Below are 15,092 nucleotides of genomic sequence, written 5' to 3' on the forward strand. Positions count from 1 at the left end.
GCTGTAAACCCTTCCCTGGGCGCTACTTTTGCCATCCATGGCAAAAGGCCCTCGCTTCGCCTTGTCCCCGGCGCTCGTCTATCAGGCGGCAGCCGTTAGACCTCCCGGTCGAGCAGCGCCTCGTCGAAGGGGTAGCGCGAGAGCTTTTCGATGCCGGTCTCGGTGACCAGCACCTCCTCCTCCAGCTTGACGCCGTCGGCGGCGCCGACCTCGCCGATGTAGCTCTCCACCGAGACGACCATGCCGGGCTCCAGGATGCCGTCCTTGGAGAAGCGGTCGAAGTCCATGTGGTGGGCGACCAGCGGCGTCTCGCCGTGCATGCCGACGCCATGGATGATCGAGGGATAGCGGCGGTCGAGGAAGCGCTCGGGAATCTTCCACGCCTGCTCGGCGATCTCGCGGTAGCTCATGCCCGGCTTGAGGATGCCCATGTTGTGGTGCACCTGGTCATAGGCCATGCGATAGAGGCTCTTCTGGTAGGCGCTGGGCTTGCCCGGGCCGACGTGGAAGGTACGCGAGAAGTCGGAGTAGTAGCCGTGGCAGCCGATGGTATCGGTGTCGAGCGCCACCAGCTCGCCGGGGCGGATCACCCTGTCGCTTGCCTCGTTGAACCAGGGGTTGGTGCGCGGCCCGGAGTTGAGCAGGCGCGTCTCGATGAACTCGCCGCCCTGGCGGATGACGTCGCCGTACATGATGGCGAACAGCTCGTTCTCGGTGACACCGGGCTTGATGGCGGCCTCGACCTCGGCCACCGCGGCCTCGCTGCCGGCCATGGACTGGGCCAGGCAGGCGATTTCCTCCGGGGTCTTGATGCGACGACAGTGCAGGGTGTCCTGCATGCAGTCGAAGACCTCCAGCCCCTGGGCCTCCAGCGAGCGCGCCAGGTTCAGGGCGCAGCGATCCAGGCCGATCTTCTTGTTGCCGCGGCCGTGTTCCTGGATCAGCTCGGCGATCTCGACGCCGAAGGGATCGGAGGACAGGTTGTCGCGCTGGTTGACCGCCGACCACACCACCTTGGAGGTGCGCGACTCGTCGATGGTCTCCAGCCAGGTGGAGACGTGGGCGCTGCCCGGGTACTCGAACAGGATCACCGGGCCGTCGAGCGGCACGTAGACGTAGCGGGTCGAGTTGCGCAGGAAGTAGCCGAACATGTTGCGCGAGCCGGTGGCATAGCGCTGGTTGTACGGGTCGAACAGCACCACGGCGGCATAGCCCTGCTCGGCCATCATGGCCCGCAGGCGCTCGAGACGGCCGGCGCGCAGCTGCTTCGGATCGAAGGCGGTGGGGATGCTGTCGCCGTTGGCCATGGGGGCCGAGGGGATCACCGGGATCTGTTCCGGTTCGTTGTCGGTCAGCTTCTCGAAATCCACGATGCTCATGTCAGGTCTCTCGGAGGGTCGTGATGGAGTGTCGGGCTGGATGGCGCCGGCCGGACCGGCACCAGGGGCATGGCGATCGGCAGGCGCGATCAGTCGGCCAGGGCGTCGCTGCGCTGCATGCCCTCGTCGAGCAGCCGCTCGTGGACCGGCGCCATGCGGCCGAAGATGCGGCGGGCGCGCTCGGGGCGGCCGATGAAGCCCGGCTCCTTGGCGTAGGCGAAGATCACCGTGTGGCGCTCCTTCGCGCCCTCGACCGGGGTGACCCGGTGCAGGGAGTAGCGGCCGAAGAAGATCTGCAGGTCACCGGGCTGGAGATCCAGCGACTTGAGCCGCGAGCGGTCGCCGTCGATGACCTCCTCGACCTCGTCGAAGTTCTCGCCCTCGGGGCTGCGGATGCCCGGGGCATACTCGAAGCGGCCGCCGTCGTGGGACTGGCGGGTCATCATGGTGACGATGAACTCGTTGGTGTCGTAGTGCCACGGATGCTGGCAGCCCTCGCGCAGCACGTTCACCACCAGATCGGCCAGCGGGTCGGCGTACTGGTGGATCTCCTCCATGCCGACCACGGTGGCGATGAAACGCTGGAAGTCGGCGTTCTGGTAGACCTGGCGGATGATGGTGTCGCCGTCGATGCGGTCGCCGGCGACGAAGCCGTTGGTGCGGTCACCGAAGCGGTTCAGCGGATGGCTGGCCGGCCTGGAGGGGTCGGCGTCGCTGTTGTAGGGATTGGTCTCGGTCTGGTTGTAGTGGGCCTCGGGGGACAGGCGCTCGGTCTCGCGCTCCAGGCGCTCGAGGGCCTCGTCGGGCACGAAGTTCTTGAGCACCACGCAGCCGTCGTCCGCCAGCTGGCGGCGGCAGCGATCGATCAGCGCGCGTCCGGTGTCGCCGTCGAGATCGTCGAGGGGGTAGCGTTGCAGATCGATGAGGCCATCGAGGGCATTGGCGGGGGTATCGACCGAGGGTTCCACAGGCATGGTTGTCTCCGCTGTCTTGTGCATGCTGGACAGCCTAGTGACGGCACCTCCATAATAAAAATGAATCATTGAGATACAACCAATTTCAAAGGCTCATCAATTTATGGATACGGACCTGCTCCGCGCCTTCGTCACCGTGGCCGAGTGCCAGGGGTTCAGCGCCGCCGGCAAGGTGCTGCATCGCACCCAGTCGGCGGTGAGCCTGCAGATCAAGCGCCTCGAGGATCAGATGAGGCAGTCGCTGTTCGAGCGCACCAGCCGCAGCGTGCTGCTGACCCGCCACGGCGAGCGGCTGCTGCCCTATGCCCGCCACATGCTGACCCTGGAGGACGAGGCCCGTGAGGCCCTGGGCGAGCGCCAGCGCGGCGAGCTGATCCGTTTCGCCACCTCAGAGGAACAGGCCAGCGCCTACCTGCCCGAGCTGCTCGAGCGCTACGCCCGGCGCTTTCCGGACACGCGCCTCAACATCACCTGCGACATGAGCGCGGCGCTGGTCGGCCAGTTTCAGGAAGGCCTACTGGACGCGGTGCTGTCGATCCGCCACGTGCCGACGCAGTCGGGGCAGCTGCTGGGCTGGGAGCCGATGGTGTGGGTAGTCGCCGAGGACTGCCGGCCGGAGGACTGGGAGGTGCTGCCGCTGGCGCTCAACCCGGAGGGCTGCACCTTCCGCGCCCATGCGCTGTCGGCGCTGGGCCGCGACGAGCGGCGCTGGGAGATCCGCTACGCCAGCACCTCGCCCACCGGCATCAACCTGCCGGTCCAGGCGGGCCTGGCGGTGACGGTGAAGACGCCACGCAGCGTGCCGGCGGGCTGCCGGATCGTCGGCGAGGCGGAGGGCCTGCCGGCGCTGGGGCAGGTCGAGATCGAACTGCATCGTCGCCCGGGCCACACCCGCGAGGCGCTGGACGCCTTCTGCGAGGAACTCGAGCGCATCGTCACCGAAAACGACGATATCGCCGCCCCGCCGGCCAGCGAGACAAGCGACGAGGCCGCCAACGACTGAGCCCCGCCAATGGCGGGGCCCGAGCACTGACGCTTGCTGCCTGTCAGGCGGTGATCAGCCGCGTTGATACGTGCCGATCAGCCGGTTCATGCCCAGCAGGTGCGGCTCGAGCTGCTTGAGCAGCTCGGTCATGGAGAGCCCTTCCGGCAGCGCCGTGGGCTTGTCCAGCGCCAGCACCCAGAAGTAGTAAAGATGCGTGCCGTGACCTTCCGGCGGCATGGGGCCACCGTAGCCGTTGCGCTGGAAGTCGTTGTGCCCGCGGGTGCCAACGGTGGTGGCCTCCTCCAATGAGGTGACGGAGCCCGGCAGGTTGTAGAGCAGCCAGTGCACGAAGCCCTGCTGGCCGTGCTGCACCAGCGGCGCATCCGGATCATGGCAGATCACCGCATAGCCCTTGGTGCCCTCCGGCGGGTTCTCCCAGGCCAGGGGCGGCGACAGATCGTCACCGTCCGTCGCATGCCGTCCGGGCATCGCTTGAAAGTTCTCGAAGGCGGAGCTGGTCACCTGCATCTTCGAAAGGGCAAAGGCCATGAGACGTCCTCCCTGATGGGGTCGTGAATACCGGATTCAGCGTCGGCAAGGCGTTGGCGCCTGTCAACGCCGCTATGCCCTGTATGATGGCGGGCCGGACACTCTTCAACCCGGCAGGCTCCCATGAAGCGACTGTTGATCGTGGCCCATGCGCCCTCCCCCAACACCCGCCGGCTGCGCGAGGCCGCCGAGCGAGGGGCCCGTCATCCCGATATCGAGGCGATCGAGGTGGTCGTCAGGCCGCCGCTGGAGGCCGGCCCCGATGACGTGCGCGCCTGCGACGCCATCCTGCTCGGCACGCCCGAGAACCTGGGCTATATGAGCGGCGCGCTGAAGGACTTCTTCGACCGCAGCTACTACGCCGTGCTGGACGACACCCGTGGCCTGCCCTGCGCGCTCTACACCCGCGCCGGCCACGACGGCACCGGCACCCGGCGCGCCGTGGAAGGCATCGTCACCGGGCTCGGCTGGAAGTGGGCACAGGCCCCGCTGACGCTGCGCGGCGAGTGGCAGGATGACTTCGAGGCCCGGGTGGAAGAACTCGGCATGGCGATGGCGGCAGGGCTCGAGGCGGGCGTGCTCTAGGCCCCGCCTGCCTCGATGGCCGGCGCCCGGGGATCTACACCAGCCCGCGCACCACCAGGAACAGCACCGTGGGCGCCAGCAGGATGCCGAGGCCGGTGTAGAAGGTCGCGGTCATGGCGCCGTAGGGCACCAGCCGCGCGTCGGTGGCGGCGAGCCCCGCGGCGACGCCACTGGTGGTGCCGATCATGCCGCCGAAGATCATCGCCGAGCGCGGGTTGTCGAGCCCGATCCAGCGCGCGGCCAGGGGCGTGGCGATCATGGTCAGGATCGACTTGACCAGCCCGGCGGCGATCGACAGCGCGATCACCTCGGAGCTCGCGCCCAGCGTCGCCCCGGTGACGGGCCCGACGATGTAGGTCACTGCGCCTGCCCCGATGGTGGTGATCGCCACCGGATCGGTGTAGCCGAAGCCGACCGCCACCAGCCCGCCGGCCACGAAGGACACCACCACCCCGGCGAACAGCGCCATCACGCCGCGCACCCCGGCCTCGCGCACCTCGTCGAAGCGCACGCCGTAGGCGGTGGCGATGATCGCCAGGTCGCGCAGCATGCCGCCGCCCATCAGCCCCAGGCCGGAGAACAGCGTGATGTCGGCGAGCCCGTCGGCGCCGCCGGTGATCTTGCCGCCCGCATAGGCCAGCGCCAGGCCAAGCATGATGGCGATCGCCGACCCGTGCAGCTTGCCGCGGGTGAAGCGCTCGCTGATCCAGTAGGCGAGATACATGGTGAGCCCGATGACGGCGAAGGCCGCCACCAGGTGATACTTGTCGACGAGGTCATAGAGTGACTGCAGCATGGGACGCCCTCCTTAGCGATGGGCCGCGCGAGCCGGCTGGGCCCGGGCGTGCGAAGCGCCGGACGACGAGGCGCCGCGCTCGGCCCGCTCCCGCGACGGCTTGCCGGCGAATACCGGCACCATGGCCAGCCCCAGCACCACCGCCAGCACACCGGCCAGCAGCGCCACCGCCCCGCCGCTCAGGGCCGCGGCGACGTTCTGGCTGGCCGCCATGGCCACCACGATGGGAATATACATCGCGTTCCAGAACTTGATGCCGCTGACCGTCGCCTCCGGCAGCTTGCCTCGGGCCTTGAGATAGCCCGTCGCGAAGATCAGCAGCAGCATCGCGATGCCCACCCCGCCGAGATTGGCCTCGATGCCGAGCAGATGGCCCAGCACATCGCCCGTTGCCAGGCCCAGCATCATGCACCCCGCCAGCAGGGCCACTCCGTAGATCACCATGGGTCAGGTCCTTATTGTGATTGTCGTTGTTCGAGCCTCGGGACGTCCCGAGTGTCAGCGTGCTCCCGGCCGCGTCTGCGCGCCGCCTGGGGCCCGGCCGATGGGCCGAGCATGGTGCTCCTTCATCCTGCCGTGGCGGTCGCCTCCTTCATGGCGTAGAGGTCGGCGTAGGCGTCGCGCAGCTGGTTCTTCTGCACCTTGCCCATCACGTTGCGCGGCAGCGCCTCGATGGAGAACACCCGCTTGGGCTGCTTGTAGCGCGCCAGCCGGTCGGCGAGCGCCGCCTGAACGGCCGCCTCGTCGGGGGCGGTTTCGCCCTCGCGGGCCACCACCACCGCGGTGACGCCCTCGCCGAGGTCCGGATGCCGGACGCCGAACACCGCGGACTCGGCGACGCCCGGCAGCTCGTCGATCAGCTGCTCGACCTCCTTCGGATAGACGTTGTAACCGCCGGAGATCACCAGGTCCTTGTCGCGGCCGACGATGTGCAGGTAGCCGTCGTCGTCGATCCGCCCCAGGTCGCCGGTGATGAAGAAGCCGTCGTCGCGGAACTCGCTGCGGGTCTTCTCCGGCATCTGCCAGTAGCCCCGGAAGACGTTGTCGCCGCGCACCTCCACCAGCCCGGTCTCGCCGCGGGGCAGCTCGGCGCCGCTGTCGCGGTCGGTGATGCGCACCTCGCTGCCCGGCAGCGGGAAGCCGACCGTGCCGGGGCGCCGCTCGCCAGCGTAGGGATTGGAGGTGTTCATGTTGGTCTCGGTCATGCCGTAGCGTTCGAGGATGACATGGCCGGTGCGCTCTCGGAATTGATCATGAGTCTCGGCCAGCAGCGGCGCCGAGCCGGAGACGAACAGCCGCATGTTGGCCACGGCATCGCGATCCAGCCGCGGCGACTGCAGCAGCCGGGTGTAGAAGGTCGGCACGCCCATCAGCACCGTGGCCCCGGGCATCAGGTCGAGCAGCTGCTCGACGTCGAGCCTGGGCAGGAAGGTCATCGAGGCGCCCACCGTCAGCACGATGTTGCAGGCCACGAACAGCCCGTGGGTATGGAAGATCGGCAGCGCATGCAGCAGGTGGTCGTCGGCGGTGAAGCGCCAGGCCTCGGCCAAGGCCCGGCTGTTGGAGGCCAGGTTGGCGTGGCTGAGCATCGCCCCCTTGGAACGCCCGGTGGTGCCGGAGGTGTAGAGGATCGCCGCCAGGTCATCGGCCTCGAGGCAGGCGATCTCGGTCATCGGCTCGGCGGCGGCGGCACGCTCCATCAGGCTGCCGTCGCCGGCCGTGCCCAGGCTCTCCACGTGGACCACCCGCCCCTCCTGGTAGAAGCGGTTGGCGTCCGCCGCCCGTGCCGGCGGGCACACGTAGAGCTGCGGCGAGGCGTCGCCCAGGAAGTACTCGATCTCGGCGCCGGTGTAGCCGGTGTTGAGCGGCAGATAGACCGCGCCGGCCTGCAGGCAGGCCAGGTAGAGCATGATCGCCTCGGGGCTCTTGTCGACCTGCACCGCCACCCGGTCGCCGGGCTGCACGTCGAGGGACTGCAGCACCGCGGCCAGGCGCTGCGAGGTCTCGAGCATCTCGGCATACGCGTAGCGCCGCCCCTCGGGGGTATCGATCAGCGTCTTGTCCGGCGTCTGGCGAAAGTGGGCCTCGAACTGCAGGAACAGGTTGTGATTGTGCATGGCGGTCGTCCTCGTGATCGTGGGGGGAAATCGGGGGAATCAGGCATCGGCCGGCGCGGCCAGCAGCGGCTGGGCGCGCCTGGCCTGGCGCGGGATATCGCCGGCGCAGACCACGCTGCCCTCGCGGCTATAGGCCTCGTGGTTCTGCTCGATGCGGTCCGGCTCGTAGCGGTAGTTGACCATCAGGCCATGGGCCTGACGACAGCCCTTGGCAGAGGCGTCGGCGGGCCAGTTCAGGCGATGCAGGCTCGCCCCGTTGCCCAGGTGAAAGCGCGCCACCGGGTCGCGGGGCAGGCCGTGGCGCTGCTTGGCCTCGGTGAGATAGTGGGCGGCCAACGCCGTGAGCTCGGGCTCGAGCGCCTCCCGGGCCGCCGGATCGTCGCGCCAGGCGGTGGCGTCGAGGGCCTCGGCGGCCTCGGGCGACAGGCGGCATTCGCCGGCCTCGCGCCGCTCCGACAGCCATTGGGCGAAGCCCGGCACCGGCGACAGGGTCACGAAGTTGGCGAGCTCGGGCAGCTCGCGCCGGAGCTCCTGCACCACCTGCTTGATCAGGAAGTTGCCGAAGGAAATGCCCTTCAGGCCGGCCTGGCAGTTGCTGATGCTGTAGAACACCGCGGTGTCGGCGTCCCGGGGCGCCACCTCGTCGCCGCCGGCCAGCAGCGTCTGGATATTGCCGGGGATGCCGCGACACAGCGCCACCTCGACGAAGATCAGCGGCTCGTCGCCGATGGCCGGATGGAAGAAGGCGTAGCAGCGCCGGTCCTCGGGATCGAGGCGCCGGCGCAGCGCGTGCCAGTCCTGAATCTCGTGTACCGCCTCGTAGCGGATCAGCTTCTCGAGCACCGCCGCCGGGGTGTTCCAGTCGATGCTTCGGAGCACCAGGAAGCCACGGTTGAACCAGGACGCGAACAGGTGCGCGAAGTCCTCGTCGAGGCCGGCCAGCGCCGGCGCCTCGTCGAGGTGCCCCAGCAGGTCGGCGCGCATCTTGACCAGCTCGAAGGTGCCGCCGGGGCACAGGTTGAGCCGGCGCAGCAGCTCCTGACGCGGCGGCTCGCAGGCCTCGATCAGCGCCCGCAGGCCGGCCTCGCCCTCCCCCTCGCGATAGGCCGCGTAGGCGGCATGGATCGCCTCGGGGCGCGCGCCGTGGCGCTCGGCGAGCCGGATCAGGACGTCACGGCGCGCCTCGGGCTCCAGGGCGGCATAGCCGCTGAGCACCCGCTGGGCGACCAGGATCTGCGAGGCTTCCCCGCCGCCTCCGGCCAGCAGGGCGTCGCAGGCCGATATGATCTCACCGGCTCCGCAGGGCGCCGACGCTCGCCCGCGGCGGGGGGAGCGTTCGCCGCCCTGGCGCTGGCGGGCCCGACGGGCCACGCTCGACAGCAGGCCTTCCAGGAAATCCATGTTCATCTTCATGCCGCGTCCTCCAGAGGCCAGAGTCGCCCTCGCGGTGGCGTTGATTCGGCACATGGCATACATGACACCGAGTTGTTATATATAACAGATAGGTTCAAAATATAGTTGTGTCAAGCGGGAGGACAGCACATGAGCAAGGTTTCCCAGGCGCAGCGACTGCGCGACCTACTGGAAGACGCCATCATCAAGGGGCGCTACCCGCCCGGCGCGCGCCTCGACCCGGAGGCCCTGGAACGGGAGTACGACTGCTCACGCACGCCGGTCCGCGAGGCGATCCAGCAGCTGGCGATGTCGGGCATGGTGAAGGTGGTGCCGAAGCGCGGCACCTTCGTGACCCAGCTCAGCGTGGCCGAGCTGGTGGAACGCTTCGAGGTGATGGCCGAACTGGAAGGCATGTGCGCGCGGCTGGCGGCGCGGCGCATCGGTGCCGAGGAGCTGGAGGCGCTGCGCGAGGCCCACGAGGCCTGCCGGCGCATGGCCGAGGCCGGCGACGCCAACGGCTACTACTACGAGAACAGCGTCTTCCACCAGCGCATCTACGAGGCCAGCCACAACGCCTTCCTGGCCCAGGAAGCCACGCGGCTGCACGCGGTGCTGCAGCCCTACCGGCGCATGCAGCTGCACCTGCGCCACCGCCCCGAGCGCTCGCTGGCGGAGCACGAAGCGGTGCTGGACGCCATCGCCGCCGGCGACGAGCGGCGCGCCGAGGCCGAGATCGAGTCCCACGTCCAGGTGCAGGGCGAACGCTTCAACGACCTGGTCGCCTCGGTCCAGCAGCTCCAGCAGACCGGCAACGACTGAGCAAAAACAACGACGGCACCCCGAGGGGTGCCGTCGTCACGATGACCGGAAAGATGAGCGCCGGGGACAAGACAAAGCGAGGCTCTTTTGCCAAGGGTGAGGCGAATTCCGCCGAACGGGCTGGCCAGGGAAGGCCAGCACCGGTCCTGCAAGCGGAGCAGGATGCGATAGCGCCGCAGGGCAAAAGAAGCGCCCATGGAAGGGTTCACTGCGTCCTCGCGATGGCTTGGCGCCGATCGAGCTCATCCCCTATGCCACGAAAGCGCTACCTGAGGCGCTCGAATACCGTGGCCACGCCCTGCCCCATGCCGATGCACATGGTCGCCAGGCCCAGGCTGGTGTCCTGCTCGCGCATCACGTTGAGCAGGGTGGTGCAGATGCGCGACCCGGAGCAGCCCAGCGGATGGCCCAGGGCGATGGCGCCGCCGTGCAGGTTGACCGCCTCGTCCATGCGGTCGCGCAGGCCCAGGTCCTTGAGCACCGGCAGTGACTGGGCGGCGAAGGCCTCGTTGAGCTCCACGGTCTGGATATCGTCCATGGTCAGCCCCGCCGCCTTCAGCGCCTTCTTCGAGGCCGGCACCGGGCCGTAGCCCATGATCGAGGCGTCGCAGCCCGCCACCCCGGTGGAGAGCACCCGGGCGATGGGCTCGAGGCCCAGCGCCTCGGCGCGCTCGGCGCTCATCACCGCCATGCCGCTGGCGCCCACCGACAGCGCCGAGGAGGTGCCGGCGGTGACGGTGCCGTTCTTGGGGTCGAAGGCCGGCCTGAGCTCGGCCATCGCCTCGAGGCTGGCGTCGTCGCGGATCACCTCGTCACGGTCGACCCGCACCCGGTAGCCGCGCGCGTCGTGGCCCTCGACGCCGACGATCTCGCGATCGAAGCCGCCGCCGTCCCGGGCCTCCCTGGCCAGCCGGTGGGAGCGCACGCCGAAGGCGTCCTGATCCTCCCGCGAGATGCCGTGCATCTTGCCCAGCAGCTCGGCGGTCAGGCCCATCATCATCGCCGCCTTGGCGGCGTGCTTGCTGGCCGCCGGATTGACGTCGATGCCGTGGGTCATGGGCACGTGTTCCATGTGCTCGACGCCGCCGATCACGTAGACGTCGCCCATGCCGGCGCGGATGTTGGCGGCGGCGATGTGCAGCGCGCTCATCGAGGAGCCGCACAGCCGGTTGACGGTCTGGGCGGGCACGCTGCGCGGGATGCCGGTCATGATCGCCGCGTTGCGGGCGATGTTCATGGCCTGCTCCAGGGTCTGGTTCACGCAGCCCCAGATGACGTCGTCGACCTCTTTCGGATCGAGTCCCGGGTTGCGGTCGAACAGCGCCTGCATGACGGCGGCGGACAGGTTCTCGGCGCGCACGTGGCGGAAGGCGCCGTTCCTGGCCTTGGCCATGGCGGTGCGCACGCCGTCGACCACCACGATGTCTCTCGGATGCAAACTCATCGATACTGTCTCCCTGTGAATCAGGCCGGGTCGGCGTCGCGGTGGAAGCGCTGGCCGCTGCGAGCCATCTCGCGCAGCCCGTCGGTGGGCGCGTAGAGCGGCCCCAGCTCGGCGGCCAGTTCGTCCGCCTGGGCGACGAAGGCCTCCGCCCCCATGGCGTCGATGTAGCGCAGCGCCCCGCCGCGGAACGGCGGGAAGCCGATGCCGTAGATCAGCGCCATGTCGGCCTCGGCGGCGCTGCCGACGATGCCGTCCTCGAGGCAGCGCACCGCCTCCAGGCACAGCGGCACCATCATCCGCGCGATGATCGCCTCGTCGGAGAAGTCCTGCTCGCCTTCGGCCACCTGCCGCACCAGCGCCAGGGCCTCGTCGTCCTCGAGCTTCTGCGGCTTGCCCTTCCGGTCTTCCTCGTAGGCGTAGAAGCCCTTGCCGTTCTTCTGGCCGAGACGCTCGTGCTCGACCATCCGCGGGATCACGCCGCCACTCATATCGCCCATGCGATCGGGGAAGCCTTCGGCCATCACCTCGCCGGCGTGCAGCGCGGTATCCATGCCCACCACGTCGAGCAGGTAGGCCGGCCCCATCGGCCAGCCGAAGCGCTCCATCACCTTGTCGACCCGGCGGAAGTCGGCGCCCTGGGCCACCAGGGCGCTGAAGCCGCCGAAGTAGGGGAACAGGATGCGGTTGACCAGGAAGCCCGGGCAGTCGTTGACCACGATCGGCGTCTTGCCCATCTGGCGGGCGTAGGCGACGGTGGCCGCCACGGCGGCGTCACCGGTCTTCTCGCCGCGGATCACCTCGACCAGCGGCATGCGGTGCACCGGGTTGAAGAAGTGCATGCCGCAGAAGTGCTCGGGCCGCTTCAGGTGCTCGGCCAGCCGGGTGATGGAAATGGTCGAGGTGTTGGTGGCCAGCACCGTGTCCTCGCCTACCGCGGCCTCGGCCTCGGCCAGCACCGCGCCCTTGACCTTGGGATTCTCCACCACGGCCTCGACCACCAGGTCGACCCCGCCGAAGTCGCCGTAGGACAGTGTCGGGCGGATATGGGTCAGCCGCTCGGCCATCTGCTCGGTGGTGAATTTCTTGCGCTCGACCTGCTTGGCGAACAGCTTGCGGGCCTCCTTGAGGCCGAGGTCGATGGCCTCGGCCTTGATGTCCTTCATCAGGATCGGGGTGCCCTTGGAGGCGCTCTGGTAGGCGATGCCGCCCCCCATGATGCCGGCGCCCAGCACCGCGGCCTGCGCGACGGGGCGCGCCTGCTTCGCGTAACGAGCGCCGGCCTTCTTGACCGCCTGGTCGTTGAGGAACAGCCCCACCAGGTTGTAGCAGACATCGGTCTTCGCCAGTTTGGCGAAGGACGCGGCCTCGATCGCCTGGGCGCGCTCGCGGGTCTCGCCGGCGCCCTTCTGGATCACCTTGATCGCCTCGATCGGCGCCGGGTAGTGCGGCCCGGCCTTGCCGGCCACATAGCCCTTGGCGGTCTCGAACACCATCATCTGCTCGATGGCGTCGAGCCTGAGGGGCGAGCGCTTCTCGGCGCGCCGGGCCTGGTGATCGAGCTCGCCGCGGCGGGCGCGGTCGAGCAGATCGCGGGCCGCCTCCATCAGCGCCTCATCGGGCACCACGGCGTCCACGGCGCCCATCCGGAGCGCCTCGTCGGCCTTGTTCTGGGTGCCGCCGGCGATCCACTCGATGGCGTTGTCGGCGCCGATCAGCCGCGGCAGGCGCACGCAGCCGCCCCAGCCCGGCAGGATGCCGAGCTTGGTTTCCGGCAGGCCGAGCTGGGCCGAGTCGCTCATCACCCGGAAGTCGGTGGTCAGCGCCAGCTCGCAGCCGCCGCCCAGGGCCAGGCCGTTGAGCGCGGTGACGGTGGGAAACGGCAGGTCCTCGATGGCGTTGAAGAGGGCGTGCACCCGCTCGAGCATGGCCTGGATCTCCTCCTCGCCGCGCTCGAACATGCCATGGAACTCGGTGATGTCGGCGCCGACGACGAAGGCTTCCTTGGCGCTGGTCAGGATCAGCCCCCGAAGGCCGGAGTCGACGCCGAGCGCCTCCACCGCCTCGGCGAGCTCGCCGACCACCGCCGACGACAGGGTGTTGACCGACTCGTCGCGGTGGTCGAGGGTCAGGGTGGCGACGGCGTCATCGTCACGCGCCACGGTGATGGCATTGCCTTGGTAGATCATCCACGAATCTCCGTGCAGAAATTCATACGGCCGTTTGATTCCATCAGCTTGGGCCAGACCGCGAAGAGCGTCAAGCCCTGCCATGGTCGACACGCCCCTCCTGAGTCATCGCGGCATGGCACCTCTCCGCCGGGGCCGTCGCTTCGCGGCGACTCCCGCGGCGCGCGGCGCCCTGCTAGGATGCGCCCATGACTGCCGACCGCTTGCCACCGCCCCCCGATCCCCGTGCCTCCCGCCTCGAGGGCTGGCAGCATCGCCTCACCCGCGTGGCGGAACGTGCCCGTCGCTGGCACTGGCTGTGGCCGCCGGTGGCCTTCCTCGCCGGCGCGGCGAGCTTCTTCCTGGTGGAGCGCCAGCAGTGGCTGGGCGCCGCCCTGGCGCTGGGCATGCTGGTGGCCTGGGTGCTGCTGCTGTCCGAGAGCCTGATCGCCCGCTGGCTGATCCATCGCGGCTATCCCGCCCTGCCACGCGGCATCACCACCTTCATCGCCCAGATGGTCCACCAGGAGACACTGTTCTTCGCCCTGCCGTTCCTGCTGGCGACGACCGTCTGGACCAGCGCCCAGGGGCTGTTCACGGCGCTGATGGTGGGGCTCGCGCTGCTGTCGATCCTCGACCCGCTCTACTACCGCCTGGCCGCCCGGCACCGCTGGCTCTACTTCGCCTTCCACGCCCAGTGCGTGTTCCTGGTGGTGCTGGTGACGCTGCCGACGGTGCTGCACCTGACCACCGGCGAGAGCCTGGTCATCGCGCTGGTCGCGATGATGGTATTCAGCCTGCCGAGCCTGATGCAGCTGCTGCGGCCGATGAACACCGCCCGTTGGCTGGCCATGATGGTGCTGCTGCCGCTGCTGGCCGGCCTCGGCTGGCTGGGACGCGCCTGGGTGCCGCCGGCCAGCCTGTGGCTCTCGGGCCATGCGCTGTCGCCGTCCTTCGACGAGCCGGCCCGGCGCCCGGAGGGCGAGCTGCGCCTCACGCCCGAGGCGCTGACCGGCCACGGTCTCTACGCCTACACGGCGATCCACGCCCCGCGGGGCCTCGAGGAGAAGGTCGTCCACGAGTGGCGTCAGGACGGCCGGCTGGTGGATCGCATTCCGCTGCAGATCCAGGGCGGACGCGAGGCCGGCTACCGGGCCTGGACCCACAAGCGCCACTTCCCGGAGGAGCCGTCGGGCAACTGGCGAGTCGACGTGATGACCGCCAGCGGCCAGCGGATCGGCGTGCTGCGCTTCCGGGTCAGCGACACGCCGGAACAGGCGACCCTGGCCGATGGTCGTATACGCCTGCCGGCCGGGCTGCCCGGACTGGATCTGCGGCGCCTCATCGCTCGGCCGGCGGAAGCACCGTAGAGCGCTAACGACTTGCATTACACTCCGCAGCTCCGGACAATCCCTTAGGATTCATCGTTTGTGCAGACACTAATGCAACAGAACATCGGTTTTACGCTTTCTCGTTTACCGCGCTTATGGCGCGCGGTCATCGATCGCCGGCTGGCCCCCGAGGGGCTGACCCAGACCCGCTGGGTCACGCTCTACCATCTCTGGCAGATGGGGGATGACCAGCCGCAGTGCGACCTCGCCCGAACCATCGGCGTCGAGGCACCCTCGCTGGTGCGCACCCTCGATCAGCTCGCCGAACAGGGGCTGATACAGCGCTGCCCCTGCGACAAGGACCGGCGCACCAAGCGCATCATGCTCACCGACGCGGCCATGCCGCTGCTCGAGCGCATCGATGCCGTGGTCAGCCAGGCCCGGGAAGAGATGCTGGCCGGCCTGTCCGCGGAAGAGGTCGATCAGCTCGCCGAGCTGCTGGGACGCATCGAGGCCAACGGCCTGGCGATCCAGGCCCGGGAAGAGGGCTAGG

Annotated in this window: 14 protein-coding genes; 5 read left to right on the forward strand and 9 right to left on the reverse strand. The window is 69.1% G+C overall.

Features of this window, described 5'->3' with window-relative positions; all coding sequences use genetic code 11:
* Positions 1 to 95 precede the first annotated feature (95 nt).
* Together FIU88_RS12835 and FIU88_RS12840 are read right to left on the reverse strand one after the other, a co-directional pair.
* Entirely contained in the window at positions 96 to 1,379 is a 1,284-nt protein-coding gene (locus tag FIU88_RS12835; protein WP_016853922.1) for a Xaa-Pro peptidase family protein, read from the reverse strand.
* Positions 1,380 to 1,468: 89 nt separating this feature from the next.
* Complete coding sequence (locus FIU88_RS12840) at positions 1,469 to 2,353, reverse strand: hypothetical protein (protein ID WP_152479503.1); 885 nt, start codon at positions 2,351 to 2,353, stop codon at positions 1,469 to 1,471.
* Positions 2,354 to 2,456: 103 nt separating this feature from the next.
* Between FIU88_RS12840 and FIU88_RS12845 the strand changes: the two genes are divergently transcribed.
* On the forward strand, positions 2,457 to 3,356 hold the full coding sequence (locus FIU88_RS12845; protein WP_152479504.1) for a LysR family transcriptional regulator: 900 nt from the start codon (positions 2,457 to 2,459) through the stop codon (positions 3,354 to 3,356).
* 54 nt (positions 3,357 to 3,410) lie between these two features.
* Here FIU88_RS12845 and FIU88_RS12850 read toward each other — a convergent pair whose 3' ends face one another.
* Positions 3,411 to 3,887, reverse strand: a complete 477-nt coding sequence (locus tag FIU88_RS12850) for a YbhB/YbcL family Raf kinase inhibitor-like protein (protein ID WP_152479505.1) — start codon at positions 3,885 to 3,887, stop codon at positions 3,411 to 3,413.
* Positions 3,888 to 4,010: 123 nt separating this feature from the next.
* Between FIU88_RS12850 and FIU88_RS12855 the strand changes: the two genes are divergently transcribed.
* The gene (locus FIU88_RS12855; protein ID WP_152479506.1) at positions 4,011 to 4,472 is read left to right on the forward strand and encodes a flavodoxin family protein; all 462 of its coding nucleotides are present in this window, start codon (positions 4,011 to 4,013) and stop codon (positions 4,470 to 4,472) included.
* Positions 4,473 to 4,506: 34 nt separating this feature from the next.
* Here FIU88_RS12855 and madM read toward each other — a convergent pair whose 3' ends face one another.
* The 4 genes from madM to FIU88_RS12875 form a co-directional block, all read right to left on the reverse strand.
* Complete coding sequence (madM, locus tag FIU88_RS12860) at positions 4,507 to 5,268, reverse strand: malonate transporter subunit MadM (protein WP_016853927.1); 762 nt, start codon at positions 5,266 to 5,268, stop codon at positions 4,507 to 4,509.
* A 12-nt stretch (positions 5,269 to 5,280) separates the two neighbouring features.
* A complete protein-coding gene (gene madL / locus FIU88_RS12865) occupies positions 5,281 to 5,712 on the reverse strand; it encodes a malonate transporter subunit MadL (protein WP_016853928.1) in 432 nt (143 codons plus the stop codon).
* Between the two features lie 122 nt (positions 5,713 to 5,834).
* Entirely contained in the window at positions 5,835 to 7,385 is a 1,551-nt protein-coding gene (locus FIU88_RS12870) for a malonyl-CoA synthase (RefSeq protein WP_152479507.1), read from the reverse strand.
* Positions 7,386 to 7,424: 39 nt separating this feature from the next.
* Positions 7,425 to 8,792 carry a malonyl-CoA decarboxylase gene (locus tag FIU88_RS12875; RefSeq protein ID WP_172977762.1) on the reverse strand — a complete coding sequence of 456 codons (1,368 nt, stop codon included), beginning with the start codon at positions 8,790 to 8,792 and terminating at the stop codon, positions 7,425 to 7,427.
* Positions 8,793 to 8,927: 135 nt separating this feature from the next.
* Here FIU88_RS12875 and FIU88_RS12880 point away from each other — a divergent pair, with 135 nt between their 5' ends.
* Positions 8,928 to 9,599, forward strand: a complete 672-nt coding sequence (locus FIU88_RS12880) for a GntR family transcriptional regulator (protein WP_016853931.1) — start codon at positions 8,928 to 8,930, stop codon at positions 9,597 to 9,599.
* Positions 9,600 to 9,864: 265 nt separating this feature from the next.
* Here FIU88_RS12880 and fadA read toward each other — a convergent pair whose 3' ends face one another.
* Positions 9,865 to 11,043, reverse strand: coding sequence for an acetyl-CoA C-acyltransferase FadA (fadA, locus tag FIU88_RS12885; protein WP_016853932.1), 1,179 nt, complete (start codon positions 11,041 to 11,043; stop codon positions 9,865 to 9,867).
* A gap of 20 nt (positions 11,044 to 11,063) precedes the next feature.
* A complete protein-coding gene (gene fadB, locus FIU88_RS12890; protein WP_152479509.1) occupies positions 11,064 to 13,229 on the reverse strand; it encodes a fatty acid oxidation complex subunit alpha FadB in 2,166 nt (721 codons plus the stop codon).
* Between the two features lie 188 nt (positions 13,230 to 13,417).
* Here fadB and FIU88_RS12895 point away from each other — a divergent pair, with 188 nt between their 5' ends.
* The gene (locus FIU88_RS12895; RefSeq protein ID WP_016853934.1) at positions 13,418 to 14,578 is read left to right on the forward strand and encodes a DUF5924 family protein; all 1,161 of its coding nucleotides are present in this window, start codon (positions 13,418 to 13,420) and stop codon (positions 14,576 to 14,578) included.
* A gap of 72 nt (positions 14,579 to 14,650) precedes the next feature.
* A complete protein-coding gene (slyA, locus tag FIU88_RS12900; protein ID WP_016853935.1) occupies positions 14,651 to 15,091 on the forward strand; it encodes a transcriptional regulator SlyA in 441 nt (146 codons plus the stop codon).
* Position 15,092: the final 1 nt, after the last annotated feature.

The sequence above is a fragment of the Halomonas sp. THAF12 genome, assembly GCF_009363675.1.
Taxonomy (GTDB): domain Bacteria; phylum Pseudomonadota; class Gammaproteobacteria; order Pseudomonadales; family Halomonadaceae; genus Halomonas; species Halomonas smyrnensis.

Bases quoted from the DNA above. Each gene is read 5' to 3' on its own strand.
- FIU88_RS12875 (WP_172977762.1), bottom strand. From the start codon at position 8,792: ATGAACATGGATTTCCTGGAAGGCCTGCTGTCGAGCGTGGCCCGTCGG.
- slyA (WP_016853935.1), top strand. From the start codon at position 14,651: ATGCAACAGAACATCGGTTTTACGCTTTCTCGTTTACCGCGCTTATGG.
- madM (WP_016853927.1), bottom strand. From the start codon at position 5,268: ATGCTGCAGTCACTCTATGACCTCGTCGACAAGTATCACCTGGTGGCG.
- FIU88_RS12835 (WP_016853922.1), bottom strand. From the start codon at position 1,379: ATGAGCATCGTGGATTTCGAGAAGCTGACCGACAACGAACCGGAACAG.
- FIU88_RS12840 (WP_152479503.1), bottom strand. From the start codon at position 2,353: ATGCCTGTGGAACCCTCGGTCGATACCCCCGCCAATGCCCTCGATGGC.
- madL (WP_016853928.1), bottom strand. From the start codon at position 5,712: ATGGTGATCTACGGAGTGGCCCTGCTGGCGGGGTGCATGATGCTGGGC.
- FIU88_RS12895 (WP_016853934.1), top strand. From the start codon at position 13,418: ATGACTGCCGACCGCTTGCCACCGCCCCCCGATCCCCGTGCCTCCCGC.
- fadA (WP_016853932.1), bottom strand. From the start codon at position 11,043: ATGAGTTTGCATCCGAGAGACATCGTGGTGGTCGACGGCGTGCGCACC.
- FIU88_RS12855 (WP_152479506.1), top strand. From the start codon at position 4,011: ATGAAGCGACTGTTGATCGTGGCCCATGCGCCCTCCCCCAACACCCGC.
- FIU88_RS12870 (WP_152479507.1), bottom strand. From the start codon at position 7,385: ATGCACAATCACAACCTGTTCCTGCAGTTCGAGGCCCACTTTCGCCAG.
- FIU88_RS12850 (WP_152479505.1), bottom strand. From the start codon at position 3,887: ATGGCCTTTGCCCTTTCGAAGATGCAGGTGACCAGCTCCGCCTTCGAG.
- FIU88_RS12880 (WP_016853931.1), top strand. From the start codon at position 8,928: ATGAGCAAGGTTTCCCAGGCGCAGCGACTGCGCGACCTACTGGAAGAC.
- fadB (WP_152479509.1), bottom strand. From the start codon at position 13,229: ATGATCTACCAAGGCAATGCCATCACCGTGGCGCGTGACGATGACGCC.
- FIU88_RS12845 (WP_152479504.1), top strand. From the start codon at position 2,457: ATGGATACGGACCTGCTCCGCGCCTTCGTCACCGTGGCCGAGTGCCAG.